Below are 25970 nucleotides of genomic sequence, written 5' to 3'. Positions count from 1 at the left end.
CACTGTTATCGGCCTCAATGTCTATTCATTTTGAAAACACGTGCATCACCACCACACCTACCACTATCAGGGCGATATCCATCCGCGCGGACAGGCCAGGTTTTTCACCTAACACAAACGTTATAAGCGCTCGAGTTGAACCTGTAAGCGCCAAAGCGTTTGGCCGCTTTTATCGTATTTAGCTTCAAAGGGGGTTAAGTACTCACTATCGGGCGTCCATACGCCGATGTCTGCTTGCCTTCCCGTTACTTGCGCGACTGCCAAGGCAAACTCCTCAATATAAAGCGGCCAGTTGGAGCGCACCTCAAGCTGGCCACCAAGTGCCAACAGTGTGGGTAAAACCGGGTGCCCATGCCAGCGCATCTTTAAATGAGCGGCCTTGGGGTACGGATTGGGGTACAACAAATAGTGGCGTTCAGGTTGCCACCGCGCCTGATCCGCCAAGCGCCAAAAGTCAACCAGGTCCGCCCGGACCAGCAACGCATTATCCGGTAGCGCGCCATGATCACGCCCTAGCCTATCTTCACTGCGGTCGACCCCGATCACGGCATGGTCAGGGAACTGTGCAGCCAATTGGCGGGTCGAAATTCCAACACCGCACCCGGCATCGATGATCAGCGGAGCATGACGCGCTTGATACCAGCGGCTAGCCTGCTCAAATGCTGCCTGAGTATGAGCCGCAATGGGTTTACGTAGTGGCGTCGCCAACGCTCGATCGATCCGGCGCGCTAGATCATGGTGAGGGCCTGGCTGATTGGATATAACGGGGCGAGAAGTGTTCTGCATGCCATCCCTCAGACTTAAAAAGAGGTGATTCTATCAGTCTCCTGCGCTTGCAGCATGACGTCATAAGGTGCCCGGTGCTATGATCACGCCCGAGATATTTATTAAGCTCAATGGCCGCGTACTTTTTACCCTGCCATTGGCGATAACTGTTATTAAAAACCACCGCACCACGAGGAACCCGGCTTGTCACACTTACCGGTGATTGTCGGCATGGGCGGCATCAATCCCGCCGGCAGGACCTCAGGCCATCAGGCCTTCCGTCGTACCGTGCTTGATGCCCTTCCCGCTGACCAGCAGCGCCAGACCCTGGAGGGCCTGGCGGCCCTTATGCAGCTTGTCGAGCACTCCGAAAAAGGGTGGCACGATCGCGCAGGCCAGCCCGTAAACTCGCCTGCTCAGTCGTTACGTGATCAGGTGCTTAACCACACATTGGTTCGCCGCAACGAGGACCCCAGGTTCCTGGAGCCGGGGCTGCCCGCCAATCGTCAGGCCAGTCTTCAGTTGAGCGAGCCGCTGCGCTTTACGCTGCGCCGTCGCCAGCTTCCGGAAAATTTACCGGAAAATTGGCAGGTACGCGAGCTGGGCGCCCGTGAGGTCGAGGTCACCGTGCCGGCAGGCGTTTTTGAGACGCTGCTGCCCGATGCTCAGCGCCCCAAAGTACGCGCAGCGGCGCAGCTTCCTCAAGGTTTTGAACCGGCAAGCCTGTACCGCAGTGTGCATCACCCTCGCGGACTTTCGATGGCGATTTTTGGCGCTAGTGACTGTTTGGGTGCCAGCGGTTTGTCTTGGGAAACGCTGCGCCAAACGCTTAATCCTGACCACATCGCCGTTTATGCAGGCAACTCCATTGGTCAGTTGGATGATGCTGGCTGGGGCGGCTTGATGAAGAGCCTGGTGAGCGGTCAACGCGCCACCTCAAAACAGATGCCGTTAGGGTACGGGCAGATGCCCGCCGACTTTTTAAATGCCTATGTTCTGGGTAGCGTTGGCAGTACCGGGGCGGTATTAGGCGCCTGCGCCAGTTTTCTCTATAACCTGCGCTTGGGTACTGAAGACATTCGTTCGGGGCGACGAAAAGTGGTCATGGTAGGCACCGCTGATGCGCCGATCACCCCGGAAATCATTGAAGGTTTTCGCGCGATGGGCGCCCTGGCAGACGACGCTAGCTTAAAAGCGCTGGATGCCCTGGAGCTATTAACAGATGCGGATTACCAGCGCGCCAGCCGACCGTTTGCGCTTAACTGTGGTTTTACCATGGCCGAAGCCAGCCAGTTTATCCTGTTGATGGATGACGCGTTGGCGCTTGAACTGGGCGCAGACATTCTGGGCTCGGTACCGGATGTCTTTGTTAACGCTGACGGCTTTAAACGCTCGATTTCCGCGCCGGGTATTGGCAATTACATTACCCTGGGCAAGGCCGCATCGCTGGTGCGTGACCTGTTAGGCGAAAAAGCACTAAGAGAGCGCAGTTTTCTGCATGCTCACGGCACCAGTACGCCGAAAAATCGCACGACTGAGTCCCATGTGCTGGATGAAATTGCCCGTGCGAATGGGATTACCGACTGGCCAGTCGTCGCCATCAAGTCATTTATTGGCCACTCCCAAGGCTCGGCAGCGGGCGACCAGCTCGTAAGCGCGCTCGGCAGTTTTGCCCATGACATATTGCCTGGCATCCCCACGCTTAATGAAGTGGCTGACGATGTCTACGCCGACCGGCTGCGTTTTTTCCAAACCCCTATCGCCTTTAAAGCAGATGCTGCCTTTATTAATGCCAAGGGCTTTGGCGGCAATAACGCCACCGGCGTGGTACTTTCACCCGATGTTACCGAGCGCCTGTTGCTCCAGCGCCATGGCGCCGATGCCATCAATGCTTGGAAAACGCGTCGTGAAACCGTACGCGCCCAGGCAGATGCCTATCTGGCTCAAGCGGATAGAGGCCACTATGCGCCGCGCTATCAGTTTGGCGAAGAGGTGCTGGAAGGGCCGGAGCTGGATATTCACGCTGACCGCATTCATATTCCAGGCTATGCCCAGGCGGTATCGCTTACCAGTGATAACCCCTTTGGTAGCATCAACGAGGAGCCCTCGGAATGAACACGCCACGCGTCAATATTGCCGTGTACCCTGGCACTTTTGATCCGATCACCAACGGTCACATGGACCTTATAGCGCGTGGCGCGAGGATGTTCGAGAAGGTCATCATTGCCGTAGCAGCCAGCCCCGGCAAGCGGCCAAGCCTTGATTTAGAAGCCCGCATGTCCTTGGCTAAAGACGTCTGTGCGTCGCTTTCCAACGTTGAAGTAGTGGGTTTTTCCAATCTACTGACGACCTTTATGCACGAGCAAGGCGCCACCATCATTCTACGTGGCCTGCGTGGCGCATCCGATTTTGAGTACGAACTTCAGCTTGCCAACATGAATCGCGCTCAAAACCCGGAGCTGGAAAGCGTTTTTCTAACGCCTGGCGTAGAAAACTCGTATATTTCCTCCACGATTGTGCGTGAAATTGCCAAATTGGGCGGCGATATTTCACCACTGGTACCTTCCCAGGTCGCAGAAGCCTTGCGTAAGCACTACACTACGTAACCACTAACATTGTTGAGTAAAACACTCGGGTATTTCTTGCCGCTATTCCCGGGTGTGCCAGCCATTTGCGAGGTATGCCCATGGCACTGATGATCACCGATGAATGCATTAATTGCGACGTCTGCGAGCCCGAATGTCCGAACGATGCTATCTCGCCCGGCGAAGAGATTTACATCATCAACCCAAACCTGTGCACCGAGTGCGTTGGCCATTTCGATGAGCCACAGTGCCAGCAGGTTTGCCCGGTAGACTGTATTCCGCTTGACCCGGCACGCAAGGAAACGCAGCAGCAGCTGTTAGAGAAGTACCGCATTATTACCGCTGCCTAAGCGACGATCGCGTGCGTATATGGGCCATCGCATGGCCAATTATCCTTTCCAATATTACCGTCCCGCTGCTGGGCCTGGTCGATACCGCTGTGGTTGGGCATCTGCCCGATTCACGTTATCTGGCGGCGGTGACGCTGGGCGCCACTCTTTTCAGCTTTCTCTACTGGGGCTTTGGTTTCTTGCGCATGGGCACCACCGGACTGGTCGCTCAGGCTATCGGCCGTGAAAGTGATAGCGATGTGCGCCTGTTACTGGGCCAATCGCTGATCATTGCTGGGGCGATTGGTGCACTGCTGATTCTTTTCTCGTCACCGCTTATTTCCCTAGGGCTTTGGTTGCTGGACGGTAGCGAGGTAGCTACGCCACTGGCCCGTGAATATGCCGCAATACGCCTATGGTCGGCACCTGCCGTGTTGGCCAACTATGCAATATTAGGATGGTTTTTAGGCCAACAAAACTCTCGCGTTACGCTGATGATTTTGTTGCTGACCAACAGCGTCAATATCGTGCTCGACCTGTGGTTTGTGGTGGGCCTGGGAATGACCAGCAATGGCGTTGCCTGGGCAAGCGTTATTGCCGACTACAGTGCACTAGCGTTTGGCGGCTATTTGGTGACGCGCCAACTTAAAACGCTTTCTGGGCATTTATCGCGTGTACGCCTGCTGGCACTGTCGGCCTATACGGCCCTTTTCAATATCAACGCCAACCTGTTTGTACGCACGCTTGGCTTGCTGTTCGTCATGGCCTTCTTTACGGCTCAAGGGGCGCGCCAAGGCGATACGGTGCTGGCCGCCAATGCGGTGCTGCTGCAATTTATTATGCTCACCAGCTACGCCCTGGATGGCTTTGCCCACGCGGCAGAATCGCTGGTGGGTCGCGCCTTTGGTCGCCGTGACTGGCAGGAGCTTTCACTCATTGTTCGCAGGGCAGCGCAGTTCTCCTTTTGGACAGCGGCCGGTGCCTCACTGGGGTTTGCCCTTGGCGGCAATCAGTTGGTGGCACTTTTAACCGGGCTTGACGAAGTACGCACTGCGGCCGCGGTATACCTTCCGTGGATGGTGGTGATGCCGCTGATTGCCGTTTGGAGCTATCTTCTGGATGGCGTGTTTATTGGTGCTACCGCCGTGCGTGAAATGCGCAATAGTATCTTTATCGCCATGCTGGTTTACCTGCCGGCCTGGTGGCTGACCCAAGGGCTAGGCAATCATGGCTTATGGTTCGCTTTTACCCTGTTTATTACGGTGCGTTCGGGTGTATTGATTGGTTACTATCAACGCTACCGGCGCTCGCGTTGGCAATAAGCGTTTAAACCCGTCCTCCCGTTATTGGCTAGCTGCGCTATCGTTCTAAAGTACGACTTTAAATGTGAAAGCCATGGCGCATCGCCGTATATTAGCCATGTACTTCCTATAACAAACAAGAGAGCCCGTCATGCTAAAAATGATATCGAAACCAGCGGTTAAGCTGGTTGAGCGTTATCTCCCCGACCCGTATATTTTTGTTTTGCTACTGACGATCGTGGCGGCCGCTGCCGCCATTGCCGTGGAGCGCCAAACGCCCCTTGCGGTGATGCGCATGTGGGGAGACGGCTTTTGGGGCTTGTTAACCTTCTCGATGCAAATGCTGCTGGTCCTGGTAACCGGCTTTATGCTGGCAAGCTCACCGCCTGTGAAGCGTATCCTGCAAAAGCTTGCCGGAACGGCAAAAAGTGCCGGTGGCGCAATTATCCTGGTGACGCTGGTCTCGCTTGTGGCCAGCTGGATTAACTGGGGGTTTGGCCTGGTGGTGGGGGCACTGTTTGCCAAGGAGTTAGCTCGGTTGGTACGCGTGGATTACCGCTTGCTCGTGGCGAGTGCCTATTCGGGCTTCATCGTGTGGCACGGTGGCCTTGCGGGTTCCGTGCCGCTGACTATCGCCACCGAAGGACACTTCACTGCCGATGCGATTGGCGTGATTGGCACCGGCTCAACGATCTTCGCCTTTTTTAACCTGGCGATTGTTGTGTGTCTGTTTATCGTGGTACCACTGGTTAATCGGTTAATGCTGCCCGACGAAAAAGACAGTGTGTATGTCGATAGCAAGCTGCTTGAAGATGCTCCCGCGTCGAAGGAGCGTATTACCCGCCCGGCGGAAAAACTCGAAAATAGCCTGGTACTTTCGCTACTGGTGGGCGTGCCAGGGCTTTTGTATCTGCTTGATCACTTTATTCTTCGGGGTGGCGGTTTAAACCTGAATATCGTGAACTTTCTGTTTCTGTTTTTAGCTATCGTACTTCATCGCACGCCACGCAGTTTGCTGATTAGCCTTAACGAAGCCATTAAGGGCGGCGCTGGCATCGTTATTCAGTTTCCGTTTTATGCCGGCATTATGGCCATTATGGTGCAGTCAGGCTTGGCCCAAAGCATGTCGGAGTGGCTAATCTCGTTTGCGACAGCAACCTCGCTGCCCTTTTGGTCGTTTATTAGCGCGGGCATTGTTAACCTGTTTGTGCCTTCCGGCGGCGGCCAATGGGCAGTGCAAGCGCCCGTGATGCTGCCAGCGGCCCAGGCGCTGGGTGCCGATATCTCACGGGTGGCTATGGCCGTTGCCTGGGGCGATGCCTGGACGAACTTGCTGCAACCTTTCTGGGCGCTGCCGGTGCTTGCCATCGCAGGCCTAAAAGCCAAAGATATTATGGGCTTCTGCCTGATTCAGCTGTTTGTCACCGGGGTGATTATTTCCATAGGCTTGGTCTGGTTCTAAGCTTTTATCTGCCCGCCCCACAGGGCGGGCAGCGTTAACCAAGGACACGTTATGTCAGATGCCGCACACACGGCCTTACCAGGACAGCATGAGCTGTCAATGACCGTACTAATGACGCCCGATATGGCGAACTTCAGCGGTAAAGTACACGGGGGCGCTATTCTTAAAAAACTGGATGAAGTCGCTTACGCTTGTGCCAGCCGCTATTCGGGCCACTATGTCGTCACCCTTTCCGTCGACCAGGTGCTATTTAAACAGCCCATTCACGTGGGCGAACTCGTCACTTTTTTGGCCTGCGTTAACCATGTTGGTCGCTCCTCAATGGAGATCGGCATTAAGGTGGTCGCCGAAGATATCCGTAATAAGCTCATCCGCCATACCAACAGTTGCTACCTCACCATGGTCGCGGTGGACCCTGACGGAAAACCCGCCAGCGTTCCCCCTTTGACGCTTACCACCCCTATTCAACAGCTCCGTTTTGAAAAAGCAGCACTGCGAAAAAAGCATCGTAAACAGGCAGAGCAGGAAGAAAAACTTACCCAGCAGCACTATCAGGCGCAGGCTTAACTGCCAGGCGCAGGCTTAATAGGCTAACCCGGATATTACGAGGCGTCGTAGGCAGCGGCCGAATCAGGTGGGCTAAGTGCTTGATGCTGCTTTAATACCCATTCACAAGGAGGTTACATGCCCACCAGACGGCGCTACCCACAATTGCCCAAGCCTGTTGAGTACGCTCATATTGGCTGGGATTTACTGATTCTCATCGCGGTGGTGCTTAATTTAGGGCTTTTGCTGTTTGATTCACTGTTTTTAATCGAGCCTGTTAACCAGGCTATTGCAGGCCTGGCACCCGCCTTTTATACATTTTATGACACCCAAGTCCATAGCCGCTTTTTTACGATTGATCTGTTCTTTGTCGCTTTTTTTGTTGCCGATGTTCTGCTGGGCTGGACCGTCGCCGTGGCCGAAAGGCGCTATCATCGCTGGTTTTTCTACCCCTTTGTGCACTGGTATGACGTTCTGGGCTGTATTCCATTAAGCGGTTTTCGCCTACTCAGAATACTGCGTGTGGTGTCATTACTTCATCGCTTACATCGTCTGCGGCTTATTAACATTACTCACTGGTCGATATATCAATTTTTCTTTAAATATTACGATATCCTGCTTGAGGAGCTTTCTGATCGTATCGCGCTACGGCTTTTGGGCAATGTACAGCAGCAAATTCTGTCCAGCGACTCGCTAACTGAGCGGGTGGTCGACCGAGTCATCATGCCGCGCAAAAAGCAGTTGATTAGTGAAATTGTGCAGCGTCTGGAAAGTACCGTGGGCGAGGCGTACCAACAAAATCGCACGCACGCGATGCAAGCCATTGATGAACTTGTAAGCCGCACGCTACGTGAAAGCCCCGAGATTCAGCGCTTGCACCGCCTGCCGATGGGCCAAACCGCCACGAATGCCATGCAGGCATCTATTAGCGGCGTTGCCCAACGGTTAGTGGATGAGCTTGCGCTGGGCATCCACTCTCCCGAGTTTAGGCAAGTGGTTGAACGCACCGCAGAGAGCGGCTTTAACAGCTGGCTGACCGTCGATGAAGGCAGCCAACGAATCACAGAATTGGTGCTTTACGATATGCTTGAAATGCTTAAAGAGCAGGTGAATCGCCAGCGTTGGAAGGATCGTTATGAATAGTCAGTGGGTTATTCTTGGGCCAGCCGCCCTTTACATGATGTCGATGACCCTAACGCCCGGCCCTAATAACATTATGTTGACCGCGTCAGGCGCCAACTTTGGCTTTAAGCGCACGCTGCCGCATATGGTGGGTATTGTCGGCGGCTGCTTTTTGCTGTTTTTCAGTATTGCTTTGGGGTTAGGCGTGCTGTTTGAGCGCTATCCTTCCCTACAGTTCGCCCTGCGCTGGTTAGGCAGTGCTTACTTGCTCTACCTCGCATGGAAAATTGCCAGCGCGCCACCGCCTGATTTAAAGAGCAAGGCACACAGCGTACCCCTTACCTTCTGGCAGGCCGCCGCGTTTCAATTCGCCAATCCCAAGGCGTGGGTCATGGGGCTTGCGTTAATCGCGGGGTTTATTCCTGATCAGGGTTCAACCGTTGCAAACGCGTTAATCCTGGTGGGTTTTGTAGAGCTGGTTGCCTTCCCCTGTTTGGCGCTATGGGCGGGGTTTGGCATGGCGATCGGTCATTGGATTAAAAGCGACGGTGCCTGGCGAATATTTAACGTCACCATGGGAGTGCTCACCGCCGCTTGTGTAGTGCTGATATTGCGCTAACCGCAGCGTAAAGCTTCGACCGTTTCATTACTATCAACATGGATATTCAAGCGGTCCGGCCGGTGGTCCATAGTGGCCACATCGCCTGGACGTAGCACGCGCACCTGGCGCGACTGACTTTCGCTTTGCAACTGCGAAACGTTCGCTTCATCGAAGGCCTCGCCTATGGCGTAGCGAATTGAGGCGGTATCGCAGCTGTCCATGGATACCGGTTGGCCATTTTGATCGCCCGAACCCGACGTTCTAGCCGTGTCAGAACCGGCAGCGCATGCAGAAAGCAGAATAATGCCGCCGCTGGCGGCTAATAATTTCATGTACTGAAACCCATAAGTGGATCGCCACGTATTCATAAACCTACCCCGAATGATTATTAACCTGCAGGCCAAACACACAGTGGGCCAGGCAATTGCCTGGCCCACTCAACATCGTCAAGGGTTCATGGACCTTAGCTTGCGGCGTCCTGAACGGCCTGGCCGCCTCTTTCCACATCCTGGCCTGCGCCAGCCACCGTGTTACAACCGGCCAACGCGCCTGCTGTCATAAGTAGAATAAAACCAGTCGCTAAAAGCTTTTTCATTTGAGTTCTCCTTAACGTGTCTAGCAACAGCCCCTCTGGTAGCGCCTACCATTTCCAAGGGGTACTTTCAGCGTAACAGTGTTTGGGTAATTTCGCCTGTTTTCCCGAAGGTTGCTCCCTACACCGCGTCATCTACCCAAAGCATCGGCTATCATATACACCATTGAAGACTACCTGGAGCGCGCCCTTTGAACGATTTCACTCTCGACCAACGTCTGGATGCTGACACCTTCCCCATCGCCGACCTGCCACTTTGTCGTGTGCTGTTAATGAATGATGCGCGCTATCCTTGGGTGATTCTGGTGCCCCGGCTGAATAATATCAGCGAAGTATTTGAGCTTTCCGAGACTGACCAGGCCCAGCTATGGCAGGAAGCAACCCAACTGGGCAGCGTGATGAAAACCCTCTTCGAGGGCGATAAACTGAATATCGCCACCTTAGGTAACGTCGTCAAACAGCTGCATATCCATGTGGTCGTGCGCCACCAGGCTGATGCCACTTGGCCTGCGCCGGTATGGGGCAATGGCAGCGCCGAACCGTATGAGTTGGAGCCACTTGCCGACCTGCGCGATCAACTTATTGCGCATATTGACCGCTTAAACGCTTAGCTGCTGTCAGGGCCTTAAAAGCGGGCTGCTTTGCCTTGCGGGCGGCTCGCCAAGCAAGGGCGCCCCGGCGGGTTGAGAAACACTCGTTGTGACAAGCATAACGCCCAATAGAACAATCAACATACCGCCGGCCAGCGCCGCCCAACCCACCGCTTTATGCGCCGACTGAGAAGCGTGCTGCTGCCTGGCTAAACGCCGCGTTGCCCAGCGGCGTGCAAACACGCTGGCAAGCGCCAGCGCCGACACCGTAATTCCTGTACCCAGCGACATGGCCAGTACCGATAAAACGCCAATATAAAACTGCCCCAATAGGCTGGCGGCACCGAGTAAAAGTACCGCGCCACTGCAAGGACGCATACCAATCGCGCCGACCGTCATAATGGCTGTACGCCAATCCAACGCCTGCTCGGGTTCAATATGATGCGCACCGCCACAGCAGTCGTGGTGGCCATGGTTGTGGCCGTGGTCGTGCTGAACCGGATAAAACGTAATGGGCTGATAAGCGCGGCGCAGCTGCTTGTAGGCCCGAACGCATAGCCAAACACCCAATAGCGTTATGAGTAAAAAACTGGCCTGCTCAACCCAAACAACACTGCCCATGGCCTGACGCGTTAGCCACCCCAGGCCGTGAACCAGAATGGCCACCATGACAATGGCAGTCACGCCTTGCAACAGAGACGCGGCAAACGAAAGCCCTAATGCTCGCCGCACGGCGCCCCCATGAGAGGCCAGATACGTTGCCAGCACCGCCTTCCCGTGCCCAGGCCCTGCCGCGTGAAAAACGCCGTAACCAAAACTGACGCTCAATAATACCCACCAGGTGGCTTGAGAAGGTTCGCGGGCAAGCTCGGTAATCGCCAGCGTGAGCGAGCGGTTAAAGCTCCGCTGCCAAGCCAGCATCTGGTAGCTTGTGCCCTGTAATCCCCCTTCCCATAAAAATATCACTGCCCCAGCAGCAAGTGCTAATAGCGCAATCAGCATAATGGGCCTGCGCATAACGAGTGATCGCATAAAGCACTACCTTATTTCATACATTCATAGAATTCGTCGGGTCTGCAGCTTGTGATTAGCGGCAATCAACACGCCCTGTTTCGGCAAAAAACCGTCCAAGCCCTGGTTCGGCTTCCTCATCCTGGTCCAGCAGAGCAGCTTGCAGGACCAGCTCAGGGTCAGGTTCGGCGATTAAGATGCTTAGCTCGCAGGCAGGTTCCCCGTGCAGCACCAAGGCGTCGTCTTTAGGCTGGTTATTTTCTGACTCATGAACCATCTCGATATAATACGTTGGATCGTATATTTGATAATCAAGCACGTGGCCCGCCAAGGGTTGGGGCATTTGTAGCGGGAGGATAAACGTAAAGCTAAGCCGCCCGTCATGCTCCCTGGCCGTGTATTCGGTTACCTCGCCCAATGCCAACGGCTCGCCATCCAGACGAACGTCTGTAAAGTAGTGCTGACCCGCAAGATTATCGCGTATTTCAGTGCCTAACCGGTCAAGCCCAACCTCCAGGCTAACGCCATCCACATGCTGGAGCTCTTCAAACACCACCAGGCTATAAAAAGGGTCCATCCGCCATGCGTGATGCAACCCGCGCACAACGCCCTCCTCGTCGGTCATGACTCGGATACTGAAATCAATCCAGCCATGCGGATGTGCGGTTGCAAGCGGGCTCATCAGCAAGCCGATCAATCCAGCGCCCAGCGCCCAACATTTGCCGCTATAAAAAGTACTTACTCTTTGATCACCACACTGCTTCACGGTGCTAATCCCAACGTTGCTTGTAAATCCACTAGCCACGGATCCAATAAATAAGGCGCCAATGGTTGATTGCCACGCCAAGCCATGACACTCACCTGGCTACCACTCCCGGCTTCACTCACCTGCAGTTGCAAACGGTATTCAGGCCAGCGGGCTAGCGAGGCTTCTGCACGCCCCAGGGTCAAATCGGCGTGGCGTACCACATACCCTTGCTTCATCATCAGCTCCACAGCGCTTCGAAACGTCGTATCGACCGAGGCTGGATAGACAAGCTCACGCGGGATAGACGGCGACGTCGTTGCACAGCCGGTAAGCCATGCCCCCAAAAGCATCACGCCCACCCACCTGATATCCCAACGGCCTCGCCTCATAACCCTCTCCTGGTTGGCACCCTGTATTGCTCAAGCGCCGTTTGGAAACGCTGACAAAAATCATCGTTGCTCGCACTGTACGACTCCCGCATATCGCCCAGATGGTCGAAGCGGCGGATATCGCGCGAGATACGAATATGGTCGTCGTGGATCAGGAGTGAGACCCGCTCGACCTCGACTGGCTGCTGTTGCAGCCCGCCCCCAAAGCCCATTCCGATGCCGATACCGCCGCCGCCTCCCACTCCAAACCCGCCGAAGGCACGTATGCCGCGCCCATAACCGTAGGCGTTATCATAAGGGTCGTAATAGCCACGCAGCGCTTGAGTGCGGCTAGCGGTAACCAGGCCTAACGTCGCATCCGTCGAATTCAGTTCAAATCCCGATTCGGTGAGCAGCGCAACGCTTTGGCGAAGCACTTCCTGGGAGTCTCTTTCAGCACTGTTAGAAAAATAGCAGGCCGCTGAGGGGGCAGGCTCGGCCTGGGGCAGACGGTCTGGCGTCACCTGGCATCCAGCCAGCGCCAGCAGGCAGGTTAAGCTAATCGGTATCGACTTCATGTTAGATCCTCAAGCGATGATCACAACGGGTCTATCAGCAACTGGTCTATCAGCAAGCAGCGCGTTAAGCTCCTCTCATCATTACAATAGATTAGAGACCGTCATTTGCGGAGATTGTGCGATGAATATCCTGCTTTGCCCCGATAGTTTTAAAGACGCCCTAAGCGCTGAATTAGCAGCCAAGGCGATGGCTAAAGGCGTACGTAGTGCGGTCCCCGGCGCGCAAACACACTGCTGCCCGTTGGCTGATGGTGGCGAAGGAAGTCTGGATGCATTAATTGCCGCAACCGGTGCCAAGCGGTGCTATCAAACGGTTCACGATGCACTTGGACGACCCCGCGATGCCGCCTGGGGTTGGCTTAGCGAACAGCGTACCGCGTTTATCGAACTGGCAGAAGCCAGCGGATTACAACACTTAAGCCCTCAAGAGCGCAACGCGCTACAAACCTCCACCTTTGGGGTAGGCGAGTTATTTCTCGCAGCGCTTAACCAGGGCGCCGAAAACGTACTGCTACTGCTAGGAGGAAGCGCCACCAACGATGGCGGTGCTGGCATGCTACAAGCCCTGGGCGCCAAGTTTCAGGATGCACATGGCAAGCCTCTTGCGCCAGGCGGTGCTGCACTTGTAGGCCTTGAATTGCTGGATATTTCTGGGCTGGACCCACGCTTGTCCTCACTCAACGTGGAAGCAGCGGTAGATGTGGATAACCCGCTGCTGGGTAAGCGGGGCGCAAGTGCGGTATTTGGCCCTCAAAAAGGCGCCTCCCCTGAAGAGGTAGCTCAGCTTGACCAAGCGCTTGCCCGCTTTGCCGATATTTGCGCCAGCACGTTGGCGCATGACTACCGAGACCTACCCGGCGCAGGTGCCGCAGGCGGAATGGGGTTTGCAGCCAGCGCGTTTCTTAACGCGACGCTGAAACCGGGCATCGAATTGATTATGCAGCACGCAAATATGCCCACTCTGCTCAATAACGCCGACCTGATTATTACCGGTGAAGGACGGCTGGATGGGCAAAGCATGTCGGGTAAAACACCTATTGGCGTTTCTCGTGCGGCCAAGCGCTTGGGTAAACCCGTGGTTATTTTAGCAGGCAGCTTGGGCAATGGTTGGCAAGCCTGTCTTGATGAAGGTGTAACCGCGGCCTTTGCCTTGGCCGATGGCCCCATGACGCTGGAGCAGGCTTTACCCAGAACAGCCGAGTTGCTGGCGGCACGCTGTGAAACAATTATTCGTTTATGGGTAACCCCGGCGGTCACTTGAAAAATATCTCGAACGGCAGTATTACTATAGTTAGGCAGCCTTCGTGAACGCCACGTCGATACATGGTCCGTTTTAAGATCCCGTTATTAAAATTGGGCGGTGTTGCTGTCACGGTAATGTCATAACGCTATGAGTACGATGCAAAAAACCTGTTTTGCAATGTTCCAGCAGCGTTTTATGCTAATCAAACGATTTGATAGCCGTGCTACACGGCTCCAACAAGGAGAGACAGTATGACCGATACCAATAGCATCGGCCTTCATGAAGGCAGTGCCAGCCAGCTTGCCGAGAAACTCAACCACCTGCTGGCGAACTATCAGATTTTTTACATGAACGTGCGCGGCTACCACTGGAACGTGAAGGGTAGCGACTTTTTTGAACTGCACGTCAAGTTTGAAGAGTTTTACACGGACCTGCTGACCAAGGTCGATGAAGTAGCCGAACGTATCCTCACCTTGAGCCACAAGCCGGTGCACGCTTACAGTGACTACGCCACGCTTTCGCATATTCAGGAAGATAAAGACGTACACGAGGGCAAAGCCTGCGTTAACGGCATTATCAAAGGCTATCAAACTCTGATTGAGCTACAGCGCGAAGTGCTCTCACTCGCCTCTGACGCTGACGATGAAGGAACGGCCTCGCTTGTCAGCGACTACATTCGCGAGCAGGAAAAAACCATCTGGATGCTGAATGCCTATCTCGGTAAGTGATAAGCGCTCTTCTCAGCGATAGATGCAAAAACGGCACCTTCTCGGTGCCGTTTTTGTTTAGCTGAGACTAGCCTTTCTGAGCGAGGTCTTCCATCAACGCGCGCAGCATACGCCAGAACTCATCGACCGATGCAAGCTCCACCCGCTCGTCCGGGGAATGAGCCCCACGAATCAGCGGGCCAAACGATATCATATCCAAGTGGGGATATTTACTGCCCAGAATGCCGCACTCAAGCCCCGCATGAATGACTTTAACAGCGGGTTCTTTCTCAAACAGCGCGGCATGGCGTTTGTTAAAAATCGCTAACAGCGCACTGCCAGGGTTCGGCGCCCAACCGGGGTAGCTATTCTCGACACGGACACGTGCGCCAATCAACCCAAACAGTGCCTCAAAACGGTCGGCCAAAGCGATCATTGCGGTATCGTGCAAAGAGCGCACCAGCGCACACAGATGCAAACGCCCCTCTTTCAGGCTGAGTACGCCCAGATTATTGGACGTTTCAACAACACCGGGCACATCAGCGCTCATGCGCTCGACGCCGCAGGGCGCTGCGTGAAGCGCGGCCACCAACATGGCACTGGCGTCCAGGGTTAGCGGGTCTACTGACGCATTATTCACCGCACGCGTTGCCGTCAGCACCAGACCGCTATCGCCACTACCAAGCTCGGCACGCAGGGTACTTTCCAGCGCTTTTAGCGCGTCGAAGGCGGCATCCATTTCGTCAGCGGGCAAGGCCAGCTGAGCAAACGCTTCACGAGGAATCGCATTACGCAGCGTGCCGCCGTGGTAGCTAACCAGCCGCCCATCAAACCCCTCAAGGGTACGCAGCGCACGCACCAGCAGGCGATTGGCATTGCCCAGCGGCTTGTGGATATCCATGCCTGAATGGCCGCCTTTAAGGCCTGTCAGTGCAATCTCGACCAGTTGCTCATCGTCGCGTAGCTTGGCAACGGGTAGCTGGGCATCCACCACCACATCGCCACCGCCCGCGCAGCCGATATACACTTCACCGCGGTCTTCACTGTCCAGGTTAAGCAGCAATGAGCCTTTCAGCCAGTTCTCTGCCAGGTTCAGCGCGCCTCCCATTGAGGTCTCTTCTTCCAGAGTAAACAGCGCTTCAAGCGGGCCATGGGTAAGCTCAGCATCCTCAAGCACGGCAAGAATAGCCGCCACGCCCATTCCGTTATCAGCCCCAAGCGTCGTACCCTCAGCATGCAGCCAACCATCGGCGACGTAGGTGCTTATTGGATCACGCGAAAAATCATGGGCGCTGTCAGCATTGGCCTGGGCCACCATATCCAGATGGCCCTGCAAAATAACCCCAGGGGCGTGTTCGCAGCCAGGTGATGCCGGCTTACAAATGCGCAAATTGCCAAAACTATCGCGGTCGTGAGCAAGCCCTTGAGCATCGGCCCAGGCTTCTAGTATCGCGACCAACGCAGCTTCCTGGCCAGAAGGGCGCGGCGTATTACACAGCGTACGAAAATGGCGCCAAACGATAGGCGGCGTTAACGCGTCTAAATGTGCGTTCATAAAAGCTCTTCATTATCGGTAACCGACCCACTTTACTCCTCAAGGCGACGAGGGAAAAGCATGCATTGATGCCACCTGCCCCACCGCTTGGCGTAGTGCACGAACGGACGCATTATGCGCAGCGGCTAAAGGCTGGTTTTGAAAGGCCCACGCCGCCAGTTGGTGATGCGCGGTTGCCATGCCTGATGAGGGCACGTGGCTGGCTTCTCGCGCCAGCGCTTGTAGCGCAGGCCGCGCCAGCGCCGGGTCACGATGCGCATAGGCGACATCGTTGATGGCTTGGCGCTCCTTTGCGGTTAGCGGTGCAGAAGGCAGCCCGCGTAGTAACAGTGTGACTACCTCGGCGGGCAGCGTGGTTAATTCAAAGGCCAGCAAGCTGGGCAGCGCTGCGCTGAACCCTGCCGTTAACGAATGCAGTACCGCGCGCCCCTCAACGTTCAGCGCTTTGGCAACCATCACCGCAAATTCCCCGGTAGCCGCTTCACGGGTGATGCCCAGCCGCACGGGCTGAAACCCTTGGGCAAGCCAGAAGCGTAGTAGCGACGCTTCGGCGCCGAAGGTGGCGCCATAAAGCGCAATGCCTTGCTGCGCGGCCTCCTGAACATCCTCGGCAATAAGCTGTTGCCCCAGTCCTTCCCGGCGGCGCTCTGGATGAGTGGCGATACGCACGACACGCCGCCAACGGGCGGTCAGTGCTGTACGGCTGCCCATGTGGGCGGCCAGCGACTGCGCCATCAAATGCCCTTGCGGGCGGCGCTCTCCCCGTGCGACTTGCTCGGCAAGCGAGGCATCAAAACCGCCCTCTTCTCGTGCCACCAGAACCGCTTGAGGGGCATGTTTGTGCCCCAGTAGACGCAGCGTGGTTCCGGGTCCGTCTAACAGCTGACGCACGTCACTTGGAGAGGTCCGGTAGTGAGACTGCACCAACAGGCCAAACAGCGCTTCAAGAGCAGCTTCCTCCTGGGCAAGGCAGGCACGTTCGAGTGTATATGAGTTATCCGCGTAATTGTCACGTTGCCCCAAGGCTGGCAAAGGCGCCTTGAGTAGCAGCAACCGGTTTATGGCGGCTTCAAGAGGATCACCGGCATTCCAACGGATGGGGGTGTCCAGCGTCAAGGCTTTCCATTGCGGCGTCAGCCGGGTCAATACGTCTTTAAAGCGCAAGGCAAACCCTCGCCCCGAACCTTCGTAGCCATCAACGGTGGTCGCAAACGCAATACGTGGAAACGCCGCCAGCCACTGACCCAACAAGGCAGCAGGAATCGCCGCGGCTTCATCCACCATTAAATAGCTGCCATCACCTCCCAACTGTTTGGCCGCAACCTGCTCGGTAAGTACATCCGGGGGCAAAAAGCTCAGCTCGCGGTTATCTGCGAGTTGAAAACGTCCTGGGGCGATGCGCGCTCCGTCAGGGCACAGGGCTTCAAGCCGAGCGAACAGACTCTCCACGGCGCTTAACCTGGGAGCCGTCACAATGATATTCGAGGTTCCGTTTTCTAAAAGCCGTGCGCAAGCGATCCCAAGCGCGGCACTTTTTCCCCGCCCGCGGTCAGCGGTAATCACCACCGGGCGGCGGCGTTTTAAACGTACAAGCTGGGCAACGATAGCCGATTGATCCGTCGTGAGACATGCGCTATCGCTAACGCTCTGTGGACAATTCGTGCTGGCGGGTAAACGGGGAAGCGCTGGCATTCCGGAGGCATGCCAAGTGATGACATCTGTACGCTCATGAAGCAGGCGAGCCAATCGCGCCAGATAGTGCGACGTTAACTGCTCCCAGTGCCAAGGGTAGTCAGCAAAGCGCGCGTAATCCGGATCCGGATGATTACCCCAAGGCCTGGGAGTCATAAGCACCAGCAAGCCGCCCGCTATCAACGTGCCTGCCAGCGCGCCTAGCGCGTCAGGATCAAAGCCCGCCTCGCCACTGGCATCCAGCACGATGAGCTGATGCTCTGCACCTAAACGCGTGCGCGCCTTACGGGGCGTTATCCAAGGCGCAACGGGCACATCATCGGCCTGATGAGCAACCCATAAAGGTGCTGTCCAGTTAGCAGCCTGCCATAGCCGATGCGCGTGGGCACGGCATTCGCAAGGCCTACCGGTTAGCCATACCAGTTGACGCCAACGCCTCCTCTCCAGCCGCCTGGAATGGGCAACTAGCATTTGAACTGGTCGCTCACTAATCATGCTTAACGTTCTCGTCAATCCGGCTGGTGATGACAACCCTGGCATCACGACTCCTGGCACACGCCCCTTGGTTAAGACTTTGGTTGAACAAAATATCTATTTTCAACGTTTATAGCCTCAACACGTTTTACAAAATGTGCAAACAAAAACAGCAAGCAATTGATTTAAAATAAAATATTGTCTTAATAAATGAAAAATTTAGTGTTTATTTACTTGGCTTACTGATATTGCGCCGCAGCGGGGAGAGTATGCTAACTTACTCTTGAAGCATCGCCACTTTACGTACGCGTCAACTTCTTAGCTACGCTTTCCTGCATCACGGTAACAAATACTAACAATGCCTTATGCCAACCAGGAAAAATAACATGAAAATGATCACTCGATTCAGCCTTACCAGTCTGGCGGCAAGCGTGACGTTAGCCGCACTCGCTACGACAGCACAAGCACAAGAGCAGTGGACAATGACTTCCACATGGCCTGACAACCTTGATCTCATCAAGATTGACCAGCATTGGGTTGAGCTGGTGAATAAATTGGCAGGTGATGAACTACAAATTAGTTTCCGGGCCGGAGGCACTCTGATGCCTGGCACCGAAGTGTTTGATGCGACTGAAACCGGCAGCATAGAAGCTGCAGGCGATTGGCCAGGTTACTGGGCAGGCTTAAATCCTGCTTTTTCACCACTAGCCACTACTACAAGCCTATTTAACGGCGTTGATTACCTTAACTGGATTCAGCAATGGGGCGGGCGTGAACTCTATGAAGATATTTATGGCCAGTTCAACATGATGTATCTGCCCTACGGTATTACTAACAACGAGTCCGGGTTTATGGGCCGCACCCCCATTGCAAGTATTGCTGACCTTGAGGGCAAGCGTTTGCGTCTTTCAGGCCGTGACCAAGGGCGCGTACTGGAACAGCTGGGTGGCTCTCAAGTAACGCTTGCAGGGGGCGAAATTTACCAGGCGATAGAGCGCGGTGTGATTGACGCTGGTGAATTCTCAACACCCGGTGTTGACTACAATGCAGGCTTCGCCGAAGTCGCCGATAACTGGGCCACGCCGGGCTGGCATCAGTCGGCCAGCGTCTTTGGCGTAATGATTAATAAAGATGCTTGGGATGCACTTTCCGAGGAAACCCAAGAGAAATTACGTATCGCCGCGGATGCCACAATGGCTTGGTCGCTGGCCTGGTCTGAATTTGAGTCCAACGCGGCTACCCAGAAGTTTATTGATGCCGAGGTGACCATTAACCAGTTTTCAGAAGAAGATCTTGCACGCATTCAGGAAGTGACCAATCAGGTGATCGTGCAAGGCGCCTGTGAAAACCCCGATCATGCCAAGGTCTATCACTCCATGATTACCTATTTGCAGGATTATGCGACGTGGCGTGACGCTTCCGCCCCCTTCAATATGAGCCGAACCATGGATAATTTGCCGTCATTGGAAGAGATCGAAGCCTGCCTGTAAGGCGCTCATGTTTCGCCTCGGCCATGCCGGGGCGTTTGTTGTGCTGATCGGAGATCTTTCATGAATGCGATTGCCCAGGCCATTGATACGATTAACGAAGCCTTTGGACGCCTGATAGCCCCCTTGATCGCCGTCATTACCCTTATCGTGCTTTATGACATTACCTCGCGCTTCCTGTTTGGCCGACCCAGCGACTGGGCATTTGATATCACCAAAATGCTGTTTGGGGCGCACTTTATGCTGATGGCGGCTTATGGTCTGCGCCACCACGTCCATGTAGAAGTCGACGTTTTAAAGCGCCTGTTATCGCGCAAAAAGCAGGCGCTGCTCACTCTATTCGGGTATTTAATTTTCTTTGTGCCCTTTATCTGGATGCTGCTCAAGTACGGATGGCTGTTTTTCGAGCGCGCTTTTAGCCGCGGCGAAACCACCTACGGTATGGTATCGATTCCGGTGTATCCCATTAAAGGCGTGATTGTGCTGGCGGCAGTGCTGCTGCTCCTGCAGGCCATCGCTATTGTACTGCGCGCTATTATACAGTTGCGTCAGGAGGCTCCGGCATGAACCTGAGTCCTGAATTACTCGCCCTGGTGATGTTTGGCGGCCTGCTGGTGGGACTTTTCATGGGTCACCCACTGGCATTTGTGTTAGGTGGTGTAGCAGTGATTGGCGCGTTTTTAGGCCCCGGAGAGCGGGTGTTGGGCACGCTGATCAACAATATCTATGGTAACGCCATGGATAACTACGTACTCGTGGCGATACCGCTTTTTATACTCATGGCGCGCTTTCTAAACGACTCCGGGGTTACCGAGCGAATGTTTGATGCCATGCGCCTGCTGCTGGCCAACCTACGTGGCGGATTGGCGCTGACCGTGGTAATTGTGTCGGTACTCCTGGCCGCGACGACCGGCATTGTTGGCGCGTCCATCGCGGTAATGGGCATGATCGCCTTAGTGCCGATGCTCAAGTACGGCTATAACAAGGAGCTAAGCGCAGGCGTAATCATGGCCAGCGGCTGTTTGGGCATTTTGATTCCGCCCAGCATCATGCTGATCCTGATGGCTAGCTACTCGCCGGTATCGGTAGGCGCACTGTTTGCGGGCGCCATGGTGCCAGGGTTAATGCTGGGCGCTATGTATGCACTTTACGTACTGCTGATCTGCCACTTTAAACCGTCTTACGGCCCGCCAGTGCCCAAGGAGGAACGCGCCGAGGTGAGCACCCGGCAGCTTCTTATCATGCTAGGCAAGTACGTGGTGCCCCCCATGTCGCTAATCCTTGGAGTGCTTGGCGCGCTGTTTACCGGGATTGCCACCGCCACAGAAGCCTCAGCAATTGGCGTTTTTATCGCATTCATTTTGTTTTTAATCTTTGGCGACAGACGGCTTTCCACTTGCTTTAGAACGCTGTTGGAGGCGGGTAAAACCACCACCATGGTAATGCTGGTGCTGGTCGGCGCGACCGCGTTTACCGGCGTGTTCTCGCGCGGTGGCGGCATGCAGGTTATTCAAGACCTGCTGCTGGCCATGCCCGGCGGCAATACCGGCGCGTTGATCATGATGCTACTGCTGGTATTTGTGCTGGGTATGTTCCTGGACTGGACCGGCATCGTACTGCTGAGCTTTCCCATCATGCTGCCGATCATCCAGCAGATGGGCATTGATCCGCTGTGGTTTGTCGTCATGGTGGCCGTGGTGCTGCAAACTTCGTTTCTTACCCCGCCGTTTGGCTATGCCCTGTTCTACCTGAAAGGCGTGGCTCCGCCCGGTGTGGAGATTGTCGATCTGTATAAAGCCGTGGTGCCGTTTGTGGCGCTTATCCTGTTGGCCTGCTTGCTGATGGCCTCTTTCCCCTGGCTCGTCACGGGCTTACCCAGCTTGATGGTCGGCTATTAACCGGCCAACCCGCTCTTAGGCGTAATGCTGTTCGGTTATGACCGAAGGCTCTAAGAAAATCCGGTATTCTTCATTGGATGCCGGATTTTTTTGCCTATTCAACAGACATTGCTCGATATTGATGAGCCACACTCCTTCACTCAAGTGATACCATTTACAGCTGTTATTTTTTCGCATTGACGAGTCAGCCTGCCAGCCTCGTCTTAGGAGACAACGACGTGCCCATTCCCGCTCGCCGTTCACGATTGGCGCTACTCGCTGACGGTATATCCCGCTTTAGGCTATCACTCACACCCTGGTCATGTGCGCTGTTCTTGATTGCGCTGACGGTGGCACTGCCGATTCTGGTCGTCTTGAGCTATATCTTTGTGCCGACTGAAGGCGTCTGGCAGCACTTGGCGAGCACCGTCTTGAGCCGCTATCTGTCGAATACCTTTTGGCTTGTGCTCTGGGTGGGGCTGGGTACGTTAATCCTGGGCGCCGGCAGCGCCTGGCTGGTGGTGATGTGTCGCTTTCCAGGCAAACGAATCTTTGAATGGGCGCTTTTATTGCCGCTGGCGGTGCCGACCTATGTTATCGCCTACGCTTACACGGATTTTTTGCAGGTGGCAGGGCCGCTACAGAGTGCGCTTCGAGGATGGTTTAACTGGCAGTATGGCGACTACTACTTCCCCAATGTACGTTCGCTAGGCGGCGCCGCAACGCTGATCACGTTTGTGCTGTATCCCTACGTTTATTTGCTCGCCCGCGCCTCCTTTCTTGAGCAATCGGTATGCGTACTCGATGTAGGGCGCACGTTGGGTCGTGGCCCTTGGCATCTGTTTGCAAGCGTTGCTCTACCGCTGGCGCGCCCCGCCCTGGTGGGCGGCGTTTCGCTGGTACTGATGGAAACCCTCAACGAGTTTGGCGCGGTGCAGTTTTTTGGCGTGGATACCTTTACCACCGGCATCTATCGCACCTGGTTTGGGCTGGGCGAACCCGTGGCAGCCGCTCAGTTGGCGGCCTGTTTGCTGACGTTTGTGATTGTACTGGTGCTGCTGGAGCGCTTCTCGCGCGGGAAGCGGCGCTATTTTCATACCACCAACCGCTACCAGCAGTTGCCTGAGTATCGCCTGCACGGTTGGCGCGCCCTCGGCGCAACGCTCGCCTGTTTGCTGCCTATCGTCATCGGCTTTTTATTGCCCAGCGGCATTTTGCTGAACCTTGCCATTCAGCAGGGCGACGCCCTGCTGGGCACGCGCTTTATCCGCTTCGCTACCAACAGCTTAAGCCTTGCCATGGTCGCGGCGCTGATTGCCGTGGGCCTGGCGGTACTGCTGAGCTACAGCGTTCGGCTACATAACTCACCCGGTGCCCGGCTATTTACCCGGGTCGCCGCGATGGGCTATGCCATTCCCGGCTCGGTGGTGGCGGTAGGTATCTTGATTCCCTTTGCCTGGCTGGATAACACGCTGAATACGTGGCTACACGCCCACTACGGAAAAATTATCGGCCTGGTGTTTAGCGGCTCGGCGTTTATTTTAATTTATGCCTATGTCGTGCGCTTTTTGGCCGTGTCATTTAATGCGGTTGAGGCAAGCCTTGGCAAAGTGACCCCCAATATGGACGCTGCCTCGCGCACCTTGGGCCAAACCGCAGGTGGCACGCTGCGCCGTATTCATACGCCGCTGATGCGTAGCAGCCTGCTGGCCGCCGGAATTCTCGTGTTTGTGGATGTGATGAAAGAACTGCCCGCGACGATTATCCTGCGGCCGTTTAACTTCGATACTCTGGCGGTGCGTGCTTATAGCCTGGCGTCTGATGAGCGCTTGGCTGAGGCCTCCACCGCGTCGCTGGCTATTGTGGTGGTCGGCATCTTGCCGGTGATTCTGCTTAGCCTGGCCATGCGCCGGGCGCGGCCCGGCAGCCATGCTCAATAAGTCTACCTAGGCTTCATCCTGAAAAACAAACACCTGAGAGTGGTCCAGGTCGATATCAATCGGCTGGCCCTCCTGGGGTAGAAAAACGCCGGGCACGCGGGCATGTAGATGCGCCTCTTGACCATCAGCCCCGTGGGCGCACAAATGAATGAGGCTGGAACGCCCCAGCAGCTTTGCCATGACGACATGGCTATGGCGGTGGGCGGCTGCGGGCAAGCCGCGTTCCTGAAGCCGCAACGCCTCAGGGCGAATCATAATCCGCGCCTTACTGCCTTCGGGCAGCCAGCTGGCATCTATTTCACCTACCGGAGTTTGTACACGGCCACCCTTTACCGTGCCACTGAGTTCATTTACTTCACCAAAAAAGGTCACCACAAACGGGTCGACTGGCGTGCAGTAAAGCTCACGCGGCGTGCCCGTTTGAATAATTCGGCCATCGCGCATGAGGGCAATTCGGTCAGCCATAAACATGGCTTCTTCCGGGTCGTGGGTTACCAATAACGTGGCCGACCCCAGTTTTTTCAGCACGTGCAGCGTATCGTCGCGAATACGATCACGCAGCCGTGCATCCAGGCTTGAAAAGGGTTCGTCGAGCAGCATCAGTTTGGGCATGGGTGCCAGCGCGCGGGCCAAGGCGACGCGCTGCTGTTGCCCGCCAGACAGCATATGCGGGTAGGTATCGATGTAATCCGCCATCCCCAACTGAGTCAACAGCTCGACCGCGCGCTCACGACGCTGGCGCACAGGCATCTGTTTGAGCCCAAAGGTGACGTTTTCCAGCACACTTAAGTGCGGGAAAAGCGCCGAGTCCTGAAATGCCAGGCCGACATTACGCTTTTCCGGCGGAAGGTGGCGTTGGCCAGGTAATGCGACGGCCTTCCCTTCCAGGCTAACGCTTCCTTGTTGAAGGACTTCCAGCCCTGCGGCAATACGTAATAGCGTGGTTTTACCGCATCCCGATGGCCCCAGCAGGCACACGACTTCTCCAGGGGAAATCTCTAACGAGACCCCCTTCACCACCTGGTTTGCCGCATACGTATGGTGGACATCGTGTAGCGAAAGAGCCTGTAGCGTGGCGTTATCGGGAGCTGATACGGTTACTGCCATAATGTCACCATGTTCTCGTTGAACCAGCGTCTCATTTAACCAGCGTCTCACTTAGCCAGCACTTTTGGCGTGCTGCTCGGCAGGATGCGTTGAATATCAACACCATTGTATTTTTCATTCGCTTGATATGCACGCAGGGTTGCACAACCACGAACACCTTGTTCTTTTTTCCCTTGACGCGGGTACTGTGAAAGTATTCAATACTAAAACTTAATGCAACTTATTCTCATAATCATTTAGGACGCTAACTATATGAAAACAACACGCCTTTCAGTCTCTATCGCCGCCATTCTTGCGGGCGCTGCTGTATCAAGTACAGCACTTGCCGATGCGGTTAACATTTACTCTGCCCGCCACTACGATTCGGATGAAATCCTCTATAAAGCGTTCACCGACGAGACGGGCATCGAAGTGAACGTTCTGGAAGGCGACTCCGACCAACTGATGGAGCGCATGCAGCGTGAGGGCATTGCCAGCCCCGCCGACGTCATGCTGACGGTCGATGCGGGCCGTTTATGGCGCGCCGAGCAGGACGGCCTGTTCCAAAGCGTGGATTCTGAGGTACTGAGCGAGCGTCTGCCGGAGTCAATGCGCCAGCCTGACAATTTATGGTTTGGCTTTAGCCAGCGTGCACGGGTAATTTTCTATAACCGCGATAACTTCGACCCCAGCCAGATCGAAAGCTACGAAGATTTAGCCGATCCTCGGTTTGAAGGCCAGTTGTGCATTCGCTCCTCCAACAACATCTATAACCAGTCGCTGCTTGCCTCCATGATTGAGCATCACGGTGAAGAGGGTGCAGAAGAGTGGGCCCAGGGCGTGGTTAACAACCTGGCACGTAACCCGGAAGGTGGTGATACTGACCAGATTCTTGGGGTCGCCAGTGGCGAGTGTGACTTGGCCGTTGCCAACCACTACTACTATGTTCGCATGCTCCATTCCGACAACGAGTCTGACCGTGAAGCAGCGCGCAAGGTGGGAGTAATTTTCCCCAACCAGAACGACCGTGGCACCCACGTTAACGTTGGCGGTGCAGGCCTGGTAGCCAATGCGCAAAACCCGGAAAACGGCATTAAATTCCTGGAGTTCTTATCATCTGACGGCGCCCAGGAAATCTTCGCCGAGCGTAACTATGAGTTCCCGGTCGTCGACGGTGTCAAGAAAGACCCGGTATTAGAGTCATGGGGTGACTTCAAAAAGGATGAGCTGAATATTAATGTGCTGGGTGAGAATAACCCCGAAGCCATTCGTATTTTTGACCGCGTCGGCTGGCGCTAAGCCCTCCCCACG

General features: G+C 55.2%; 26 protein-coding genes. 16 read left to right on the top strand and 10 right to left on the bottom strand.

The window, feature by feature from the left end:
* Positions 1 to 120 precede the first annotated feature (120 nt).
* Positions 121 to 786, bottom strand: coding sequence for a tRNA (guanine(46)-N(7))-methyltransferase TrmB (gene trmB / locus ACT3TY_RS14095; RefSeq protein WP_444628654.1), 666 nt, complete (start codon positions 784 to 786; stop codon positions 121 to 123).
* 210 nt (positions 787 to 996) lie between these two features.
* Between trmB and ACT3TY_RS14090 the strand changes: the two genes are divergently transcribed.
* The 8 genes from ACT3TY_RS14090 to ACT3TY_RS14055 all read left to right on the top strand — a co-directional run bounded on the left by ACT3TY_RS14090 (position 997) and on the right by ACT3TY_RS14055 (position 8729).
* A complete protein-coding gene (locus ACT3TY_RS14090; protein ID WP_444628680.1) occupies positions 997 to 2880 on the top strand; it encodes a beta-ketoacyl synthase in 1884 nt (627 codons plus the stop codon).
* On the top strand, positions 2877 to 3371 hold the full coding sequence (gene coaD / locus ACT3TY_RS14085; RefSeq protein WP_193053311.1) for a pantetheine-phosphate adenylyltransferase: 495 nt from the start codon (positions 2877 to 2879) through the stop codon (positions 3369 to 3371). Before ACT3TY_RS14090 ends, coaD begins: the two co-directional genes overlap by 4 nt.
* Before the next feature lie 80 nt (positions 3372 to 3451).
* On the top strand, positions 3452 to 3700 hold the full coding sequence (locus ACT3TY_RS14080) for a YfhL family 4Fe-4S dicluster ferredoxin (RefSeq protein ID WP_087105869.1): 249 nt from the start codon (positions 3452 to 3454) through the stop codon (positions 3698 to 3700).
* A gap of 11 nt (positions 3701 to 3711) precedes the next feature.
* Entirely contained in the window at positions 3712 to 5001 is a 1290-nt protein-coding gene (locus ACT3TY_RS14075) for an MATE family efflux transporter (protein WP_441677291.1), read from the top strand.
* A 130-nt stretch (positions 5002 to 5131) separates the two neighbouring features.
* Entirely contained in the window at positions 5132 to 6442 is a 1311-nt protein-coding gene (locus ACT3TY_RS14070) for a short-chain fatty acid transporter (RefSeq protein WP_444628652.1), read from the top strand.
* A 51-nt stretch (positions 6443 to 6493) separates the two neighbouring features.
* Positions 6494 to 7009 carry an acyl-CoA thioesterase gene (locus ACT3TY_RS14065; protein ID WP_172117363.1) on the top strand — a complete coding sequence of 172 codons (516 nt, stop codon included), beginning with the start codon at positions 6494 to 6496 and terminating at the stop codon, positions 7007 to 7009.
* A 117-nt stretch (positions 7010 to 7126) separates the two neighbouring features.
* Positions 7127 to 8131, top strand: coding sequence for an ion transporter (locus ACT3TY_RS14060; RefSeq protein WP_441677295.1), 1005 nt, complete (start codon positions 7127 to 7129; stop codon positions 8129 to 8131).
* On the top strand, positions 8124 to 8729 hold the full coding sequence (locus ACT3TY_RS14055) for a LysE family translocator (RefSeq protein ID WP_172117361.1): 606 nt from the start codon (positions 8124 to 8126) through the stop codon (positions 8727 to 8729). The genes ACT3TY_RS14060 and ACT3TY_RS14055 overlap by 8 nt, the downstream gene beginning before the upstream one ends.
* Here ACT3TY_RS14055 and ACT3TY_RS14050 read toward each other — a convergent pair.
* Positions 8726 to 9043 (bottom strand): I78 family peptidase inhibitor, encoded by a 318-nt coding sequence (locus ACT3TY_RS14050; protein ID WP_226913400.1) that lies wholly within the window; start codon positions 9041 to 9043, stop codon positions 8726 to 8728. The two genes, ACT3TY_RS14055 and ACT3TY_RS14050, sit on opposite strands and share 4 nt — an antisense overlap.
* 131 nt (positions 9044 to 9174) lie before the next feature.
* Positions 9175 to 9306 (bottom strand): entericidin A/B family lipoprotein, encoded by a 132-nt coding sequence (locus ACT3TY_RS14045; RefSeq protein ID WP_087105855.1) that lies wholly within the window; start codon positions 9304 to 9306, stop codon positions 9175 to 9177.
* Between the two features lie 188 nt (positions 9307 to 9494).
* On the opposite strand from ACT3TY_RS14045, the gene ACT3TY_RS14040 reads away from it, so the two are divergent.
* On the top strand, positions 9495 to 9914 hold the full coding sequence (locus tag ACT3TY_RS14040; protein WP_192527586.1) for an HIT domain-containing protein: 420 nt from the start codon (positions 9495 to 9497) through the stop codon (positions 9912 to 9914).
* A 6-nt stretch (positions 9915 to 9920) separates the two neighbouring features.
* On the opposite strand, the gene ACT3TY_RS14035 is transcribed toward ACT3TY_RS14040, so the two are convergent.
* Genes ACT3TY_RS14035 through ACT3TY_RS14020 form a run of 4 tightly spaced genes read right to left on the bottom strand, consistent with a single transcriptional unit; the run spans position 9921 to position 12598 of the window.
* Complete coding sequence (locus ACT3TY_RS14035; RefSeq protein WP_444628650.1) at positions 9921 to 10925, bottom strand: nickel/cobalt transporter; 1005 nt, start codon at positions 10923 to 10925, stop codon at positions 9921 to 9923.
* Positions 10926 to 10980: 55 nt separating this feature from the next.
* Positions 10981 to 11613, bottom strand: a complete 633-nt coding sequence (locus tag ACT3TY_RS14030) for a DUF1007 family protein (RefSeq protein WP_444628679.1) — start codon at positions 11611 to 11613, stop codon at positions 10981 to 10983.
* Positions 11614 to 11666: 53 nt separating this feature from the next.
* Entirely contained in the window at positions 11667 to 12041 is a 375-nt protein-coding gene (locus tag ACT3TY_RS14025; RefSeq protein WP_444628648.1) for a hypothetical protein, read from the bottom strand.
* Positions 12038 to 12598, bottom strand: a complete 561-nt coding sequence (locus tag ACT3TY_RS14020) for a hypothetical protein (protein ID WP_444628647.1) — start codon at positions 12596 to 12598, stop codon at positions 12038 to 12040. The genes ACT3TY_RS14025 and ACT3TY_RS14020 overlap by 4 nt, the downstream gene beginning before the upstream one ends.
* Before the next feature lie 121 nt (positions 12599 to 12719).
* On the opposite strand from ACT3TY_RS14020, the gene ACT3TY_RS14015 reads away from it, so the two are divergent.
* Both ACT3TY_RS14015 and ACT3TY_RS14010 read left to right on the top strand, forming a co-directional pair.
* Positions 12720 to 13859: a glycerate kinase gene (locus ACT3TY_RS14015; protein ID WP_444628645.1), complete on the top strand. Its 1140-nt coding sequence runs from the start codon at positions 12720 to 12722 to the stop codon at positions 13857 to 13859.
* A gap of 233 nt (positions 13860 to 14092) precedes the next feature.
* A complete protein-coding gene (locus ACT3TY_RS14010) occupies positions 14093 to 14569 on the top strand; it encodes a Dps family protein (RefSeq protein ID WP_441677305.1) in 477 nt (158 codons plus the stop codon).
* Between the two features lie 67 nt (positions 14570 to 14636).
* Here the strand turns inward: ACT3TY_RS14010 and ACT3TY_RS14005 are convergent, their stop codons facing one another.
* Positions 14637 to 16103, bottom strand: coding sequence for an aminoacyl-histidine dipeptidase (locus tag ACT3TY_RS14005; RefSeq protein ID WP_441677307.1), 1467 nt, complete (start codon positions 16101 to 16103; stop codon positions 14637 to 14639).
* Between the two features lie 39 nt (positions 16104 to 16142).
* The gene (locus tag ACT3TY_RS14000) at positions 16143 to 18266 is read right to left on the bottom strand and encodes a tRNA(Met) cytidine acetyltransferase TmcA (RefSeq protein ID WP_444628643.1); all 2124 of its coding nucleotides are present in this window, start codon (positions 18264 to 18266) and stop codon (positions 16143 to 16145) included.
* A gap of 389 nt (positions 18267 to 18655) precedes the next feature.
* Between ACT3TY_RS14000 and dctP the strand changes: the two genes are divergently transcribed.
* The 4 genes from dctP (at position 18656) to ACT3TY_RS13980 (ending at position 23573) form a co-directional block, all read left to right on the top strand.
* Positions 18656 to 19759 (top strand): TRAP transporter substrate-binding protein DctP, encoded by a 1104-nt coding sequence (gene dctP, locus ACT3TY_RS13995; protein ID WP_193056824.1) that lies wholly within the window; start codon positions 18656 to 18658, stop codon positions 19757 to 19759.
* A 60-nt stretch (positions 19760 to 19819) separates the two neighbouring features.
* A complete protein-coding gene (locus tag ACT3TY_RS13990; protein WP_193056823.1) occupies positions 19820 to 20323 on the top strand; it encodes a TRAP transporter small permease subunit in 504 nt (167 codons plus the stop codon).
* A complete protein-coding gene (locus ACT3TY_RS13985) occupies positions 20320 to 21654 on the top strand; it encodes a TRAP transporter large permease (RefSeq protein WP_193056822.1) in 1335 nt (444 codons plus the stop codon). Before ACT3TY_RS13990 ends, ACT3TY_RS13985 begins: the two co-directional genes overlap by 4 nt.
* Positions 21655 to 21872: 218 nt before the next feature.
* Complete coding sequence (locus tag ACT3TY_RS13980) at positions 21873 to 23573, top strand: ABC transporter permease (RefSeq protein WP_444628642.1); 1701 nt, start codon at positions 21873 to 21875, stop codon at positions 23571 to 23573.
* A 6-nt stretch (positions 23574 to 23579) separates the two neighbouring features.
* On the opposite strand, the gene ACT3TY_RS13975 is transcribed toward ACT3TY_RS13980, so the two are convergent.
* Positions 23580 to 24680 (bottom strand): ABC transporter ATP-binding protein, encoded by a 1101-nt coding sequence (locus ACT3TY_RS13975; protein ID WP_444628640.1) that lies wholly within the window; start codon positions 24678 to 24680, stop codon positions 23580 to 23582.
* Positions 24681 to 24932: 252 nt separating this feature from the next.
* Between ACT3TY_RS13975 and ACT3TY_RS13970 the strand changes: the two genes are divergently transcribed.
* Positions 24933 to 25958: a Fe(3+) ABC transporter substrate-binding protein gene (locus ACT3TY_RS13970; protein WP_172117349.1), complete on the top strand. Its 1026-nt coding sequence runs from the start codon at positions 24933 to 24935 to the stop codon at positions 25956 to 25958.
* Positions 25959 to 25970 lie beyond the last annotated feature (12 nt).

The sequence above is a fragment of the Halomonas sp. AOP22-C1-8 genome (genome assembly GCF_052378905.1).
Taxonomy (GTDB): Bacteria; Pseudomonadota; Gammaproteobacteria; order Pseudomonadales; family Halomonadaceae; genus Vreelandella; species Vreelandella citrativorans.
The sequence above is the reverse complement of the archived record's forward strand: the minus strand, read 5'-3'. Positions and strand labels throughout refer to the sequence as shown.

Excerpts from the sequence above, each read along its gene's own strand:
- ACT3TY_RS14055 (WP_172117361.1), top strand. The coding sequence starts at position 8,124 with ATGAATAGTCAGTGGGTTATTCTTGGGCCAGCCGCCCTTTACATGATG.
- ACT3TY_RS14025 (WP_444628648.1), bottom strand. The coding sequence starts at position 12,041 with ATGAGGCGAGGCCGTTGGGATATCAGGTGGGTGGGCGTGATGCTTTTG.
- ACT3TY_RS14070 (WP_444628652.1), top strand. The coding sequence starts at position 5,132 with ATGCTAAAAATGATATCGAAACCAGCGGTTAAGCTGGTTGAGCGTTAT.
- ACT3TY_RS14005 (WP_441677307.1), bottom strand. The coding sequence starts at position 16,103 with ATGAACGCACATTTAGACGCGTTAACGCCGCCTATCGTTTGGCGCCAT.
- ACT3TY_RS14090 (WP_444628680.1), top strand. The coding sequence starts at position 997 with ATGGGCGGCATCAATCCCGCCGGCAGGACCTCAGGCCATCAGGCCTTC.
- ACT3TY_RS14060 (WP_441677295.1), top strand. The coding sequence starts at position 7,127 with ATGCCCACCAGACGGCGCTACCCACAATTGCCCAAGCCTGTTGAGTAC.
- ACT3TY_RS13970 (WP_172117349.1), top strand. The coding sequence starts at position 24,933 with ATGAAAACAACACGCCTTTCAGTCTCTATCGCCGCCATTCTTGCGGGC.
- ACT3TY_RS14065 (WP_172117363.1), top strand. The coding sequence starts at position 6,494 with ATGTCAGATGCCGCACACACGGCCTTACCAGGACAGCATGAGCTGTCA.
- coaD (WP_193053311.1), top strand. The coding sequence starts at position 2,877 with ATGAACACGCCACGCGTCAATATTGCCGTGTACCCTGGCACTTTTGAT.
- ACT3TY_RS13975 (WP_444628640.1), bottom strand. The coding sequence starts at position 24,680 with ATGGCAGTAACCGTATCAGCTCCCGATAACGCCACGCTACAGGCTCTT.
- ACT3TY_RS14080 (WP_087105869.1), top strand. The coding sequence starts at position 3,452 with ATGGCACTGATGATCACCGATGAATGCATTAATTGCGACGTCTGCGAG.
- ACT3TY_RS14020 (WP_444628647.1), bottom strand. The coding sequence starts at position 12,598 with ATGAAGTCGATACCGATTAGCTTAACCTGCCTGCTGGCGCTGGCTGGA.
- trmB (WP_444628654.1), bottom strand. The coding sequence starts at position 786 with ATGCAGAACACTTCTCGCCCCGTTATATCCAATCAGCCAGGCCCTCAC.
- ACT3TY_RS14010 (WP_441677305.1), top strand. The coding sequence starts at position 14,093 with ATGACCGATACCAATAGCATCGGCCTTCATGAAGGCAGTGCCAGCCAG.
- ACT3TY_RS14000 (WP_444628643.1), bottom strand. The coding sequence starts at position 18,266 with ATGCTAGTTGCCCATTCCAGGCGGCTGGAGAGGAGGCGTTGGCGTCAA.
- ACT3TY_RS13990 (WP_193056823.1), top strand. The coding sequence starts at position 19,820 with ATGAATGCGATTGCCCAGGCCATTGATACGATTAACGAAGCCTTTGGA.
- ACT3TY_RS14050 (WP_226913400.1), bottom strand. The coding sequence starts at position 9,043 with ATGAAATTATTAGCCGCCAGCGGCGGCATTATTCTGCTTTCTGCATGC.
- ACT3TY_RS14045 (WP_087105855.1), bottom strand. The coding sequence starts at position 9,306 with ATGAAAAAGCTTTTAGCGACTGGTTTTATTCTACTTATGACAGCAGGC.
- ACT3TY_RS13985 (WP_193056822.1), top strand. The coding sequence starts at position 20,320 with ATGAACCTGAGTCCTGAATTACTCGCCCTGGTGATGTTTGGCGGCCTG.
- dctP (WP_193056824.1), top strand. The coding sequence starts at position 18,656 with ATGAAAATGATCACTCGATTCAGCCTTACCAGTCTGGCGGCAAGCGTG.
- ACT3TY_RS14035 (WP_444628650.1), bottom strand. The coding sequence starts at position 10,925 with ATGCGATCACTCGTTATGCGCAGGCCCATTATGCTGATTGCGCTATTA.
- ACT3TY_RS14015 (WP_444628645.1), top strand. The coding sequence starts at position 12,720 with ATGAATATCCTGCTTTGCCCCGATAGTTTTAAAGACGCCCTAAGCGCT.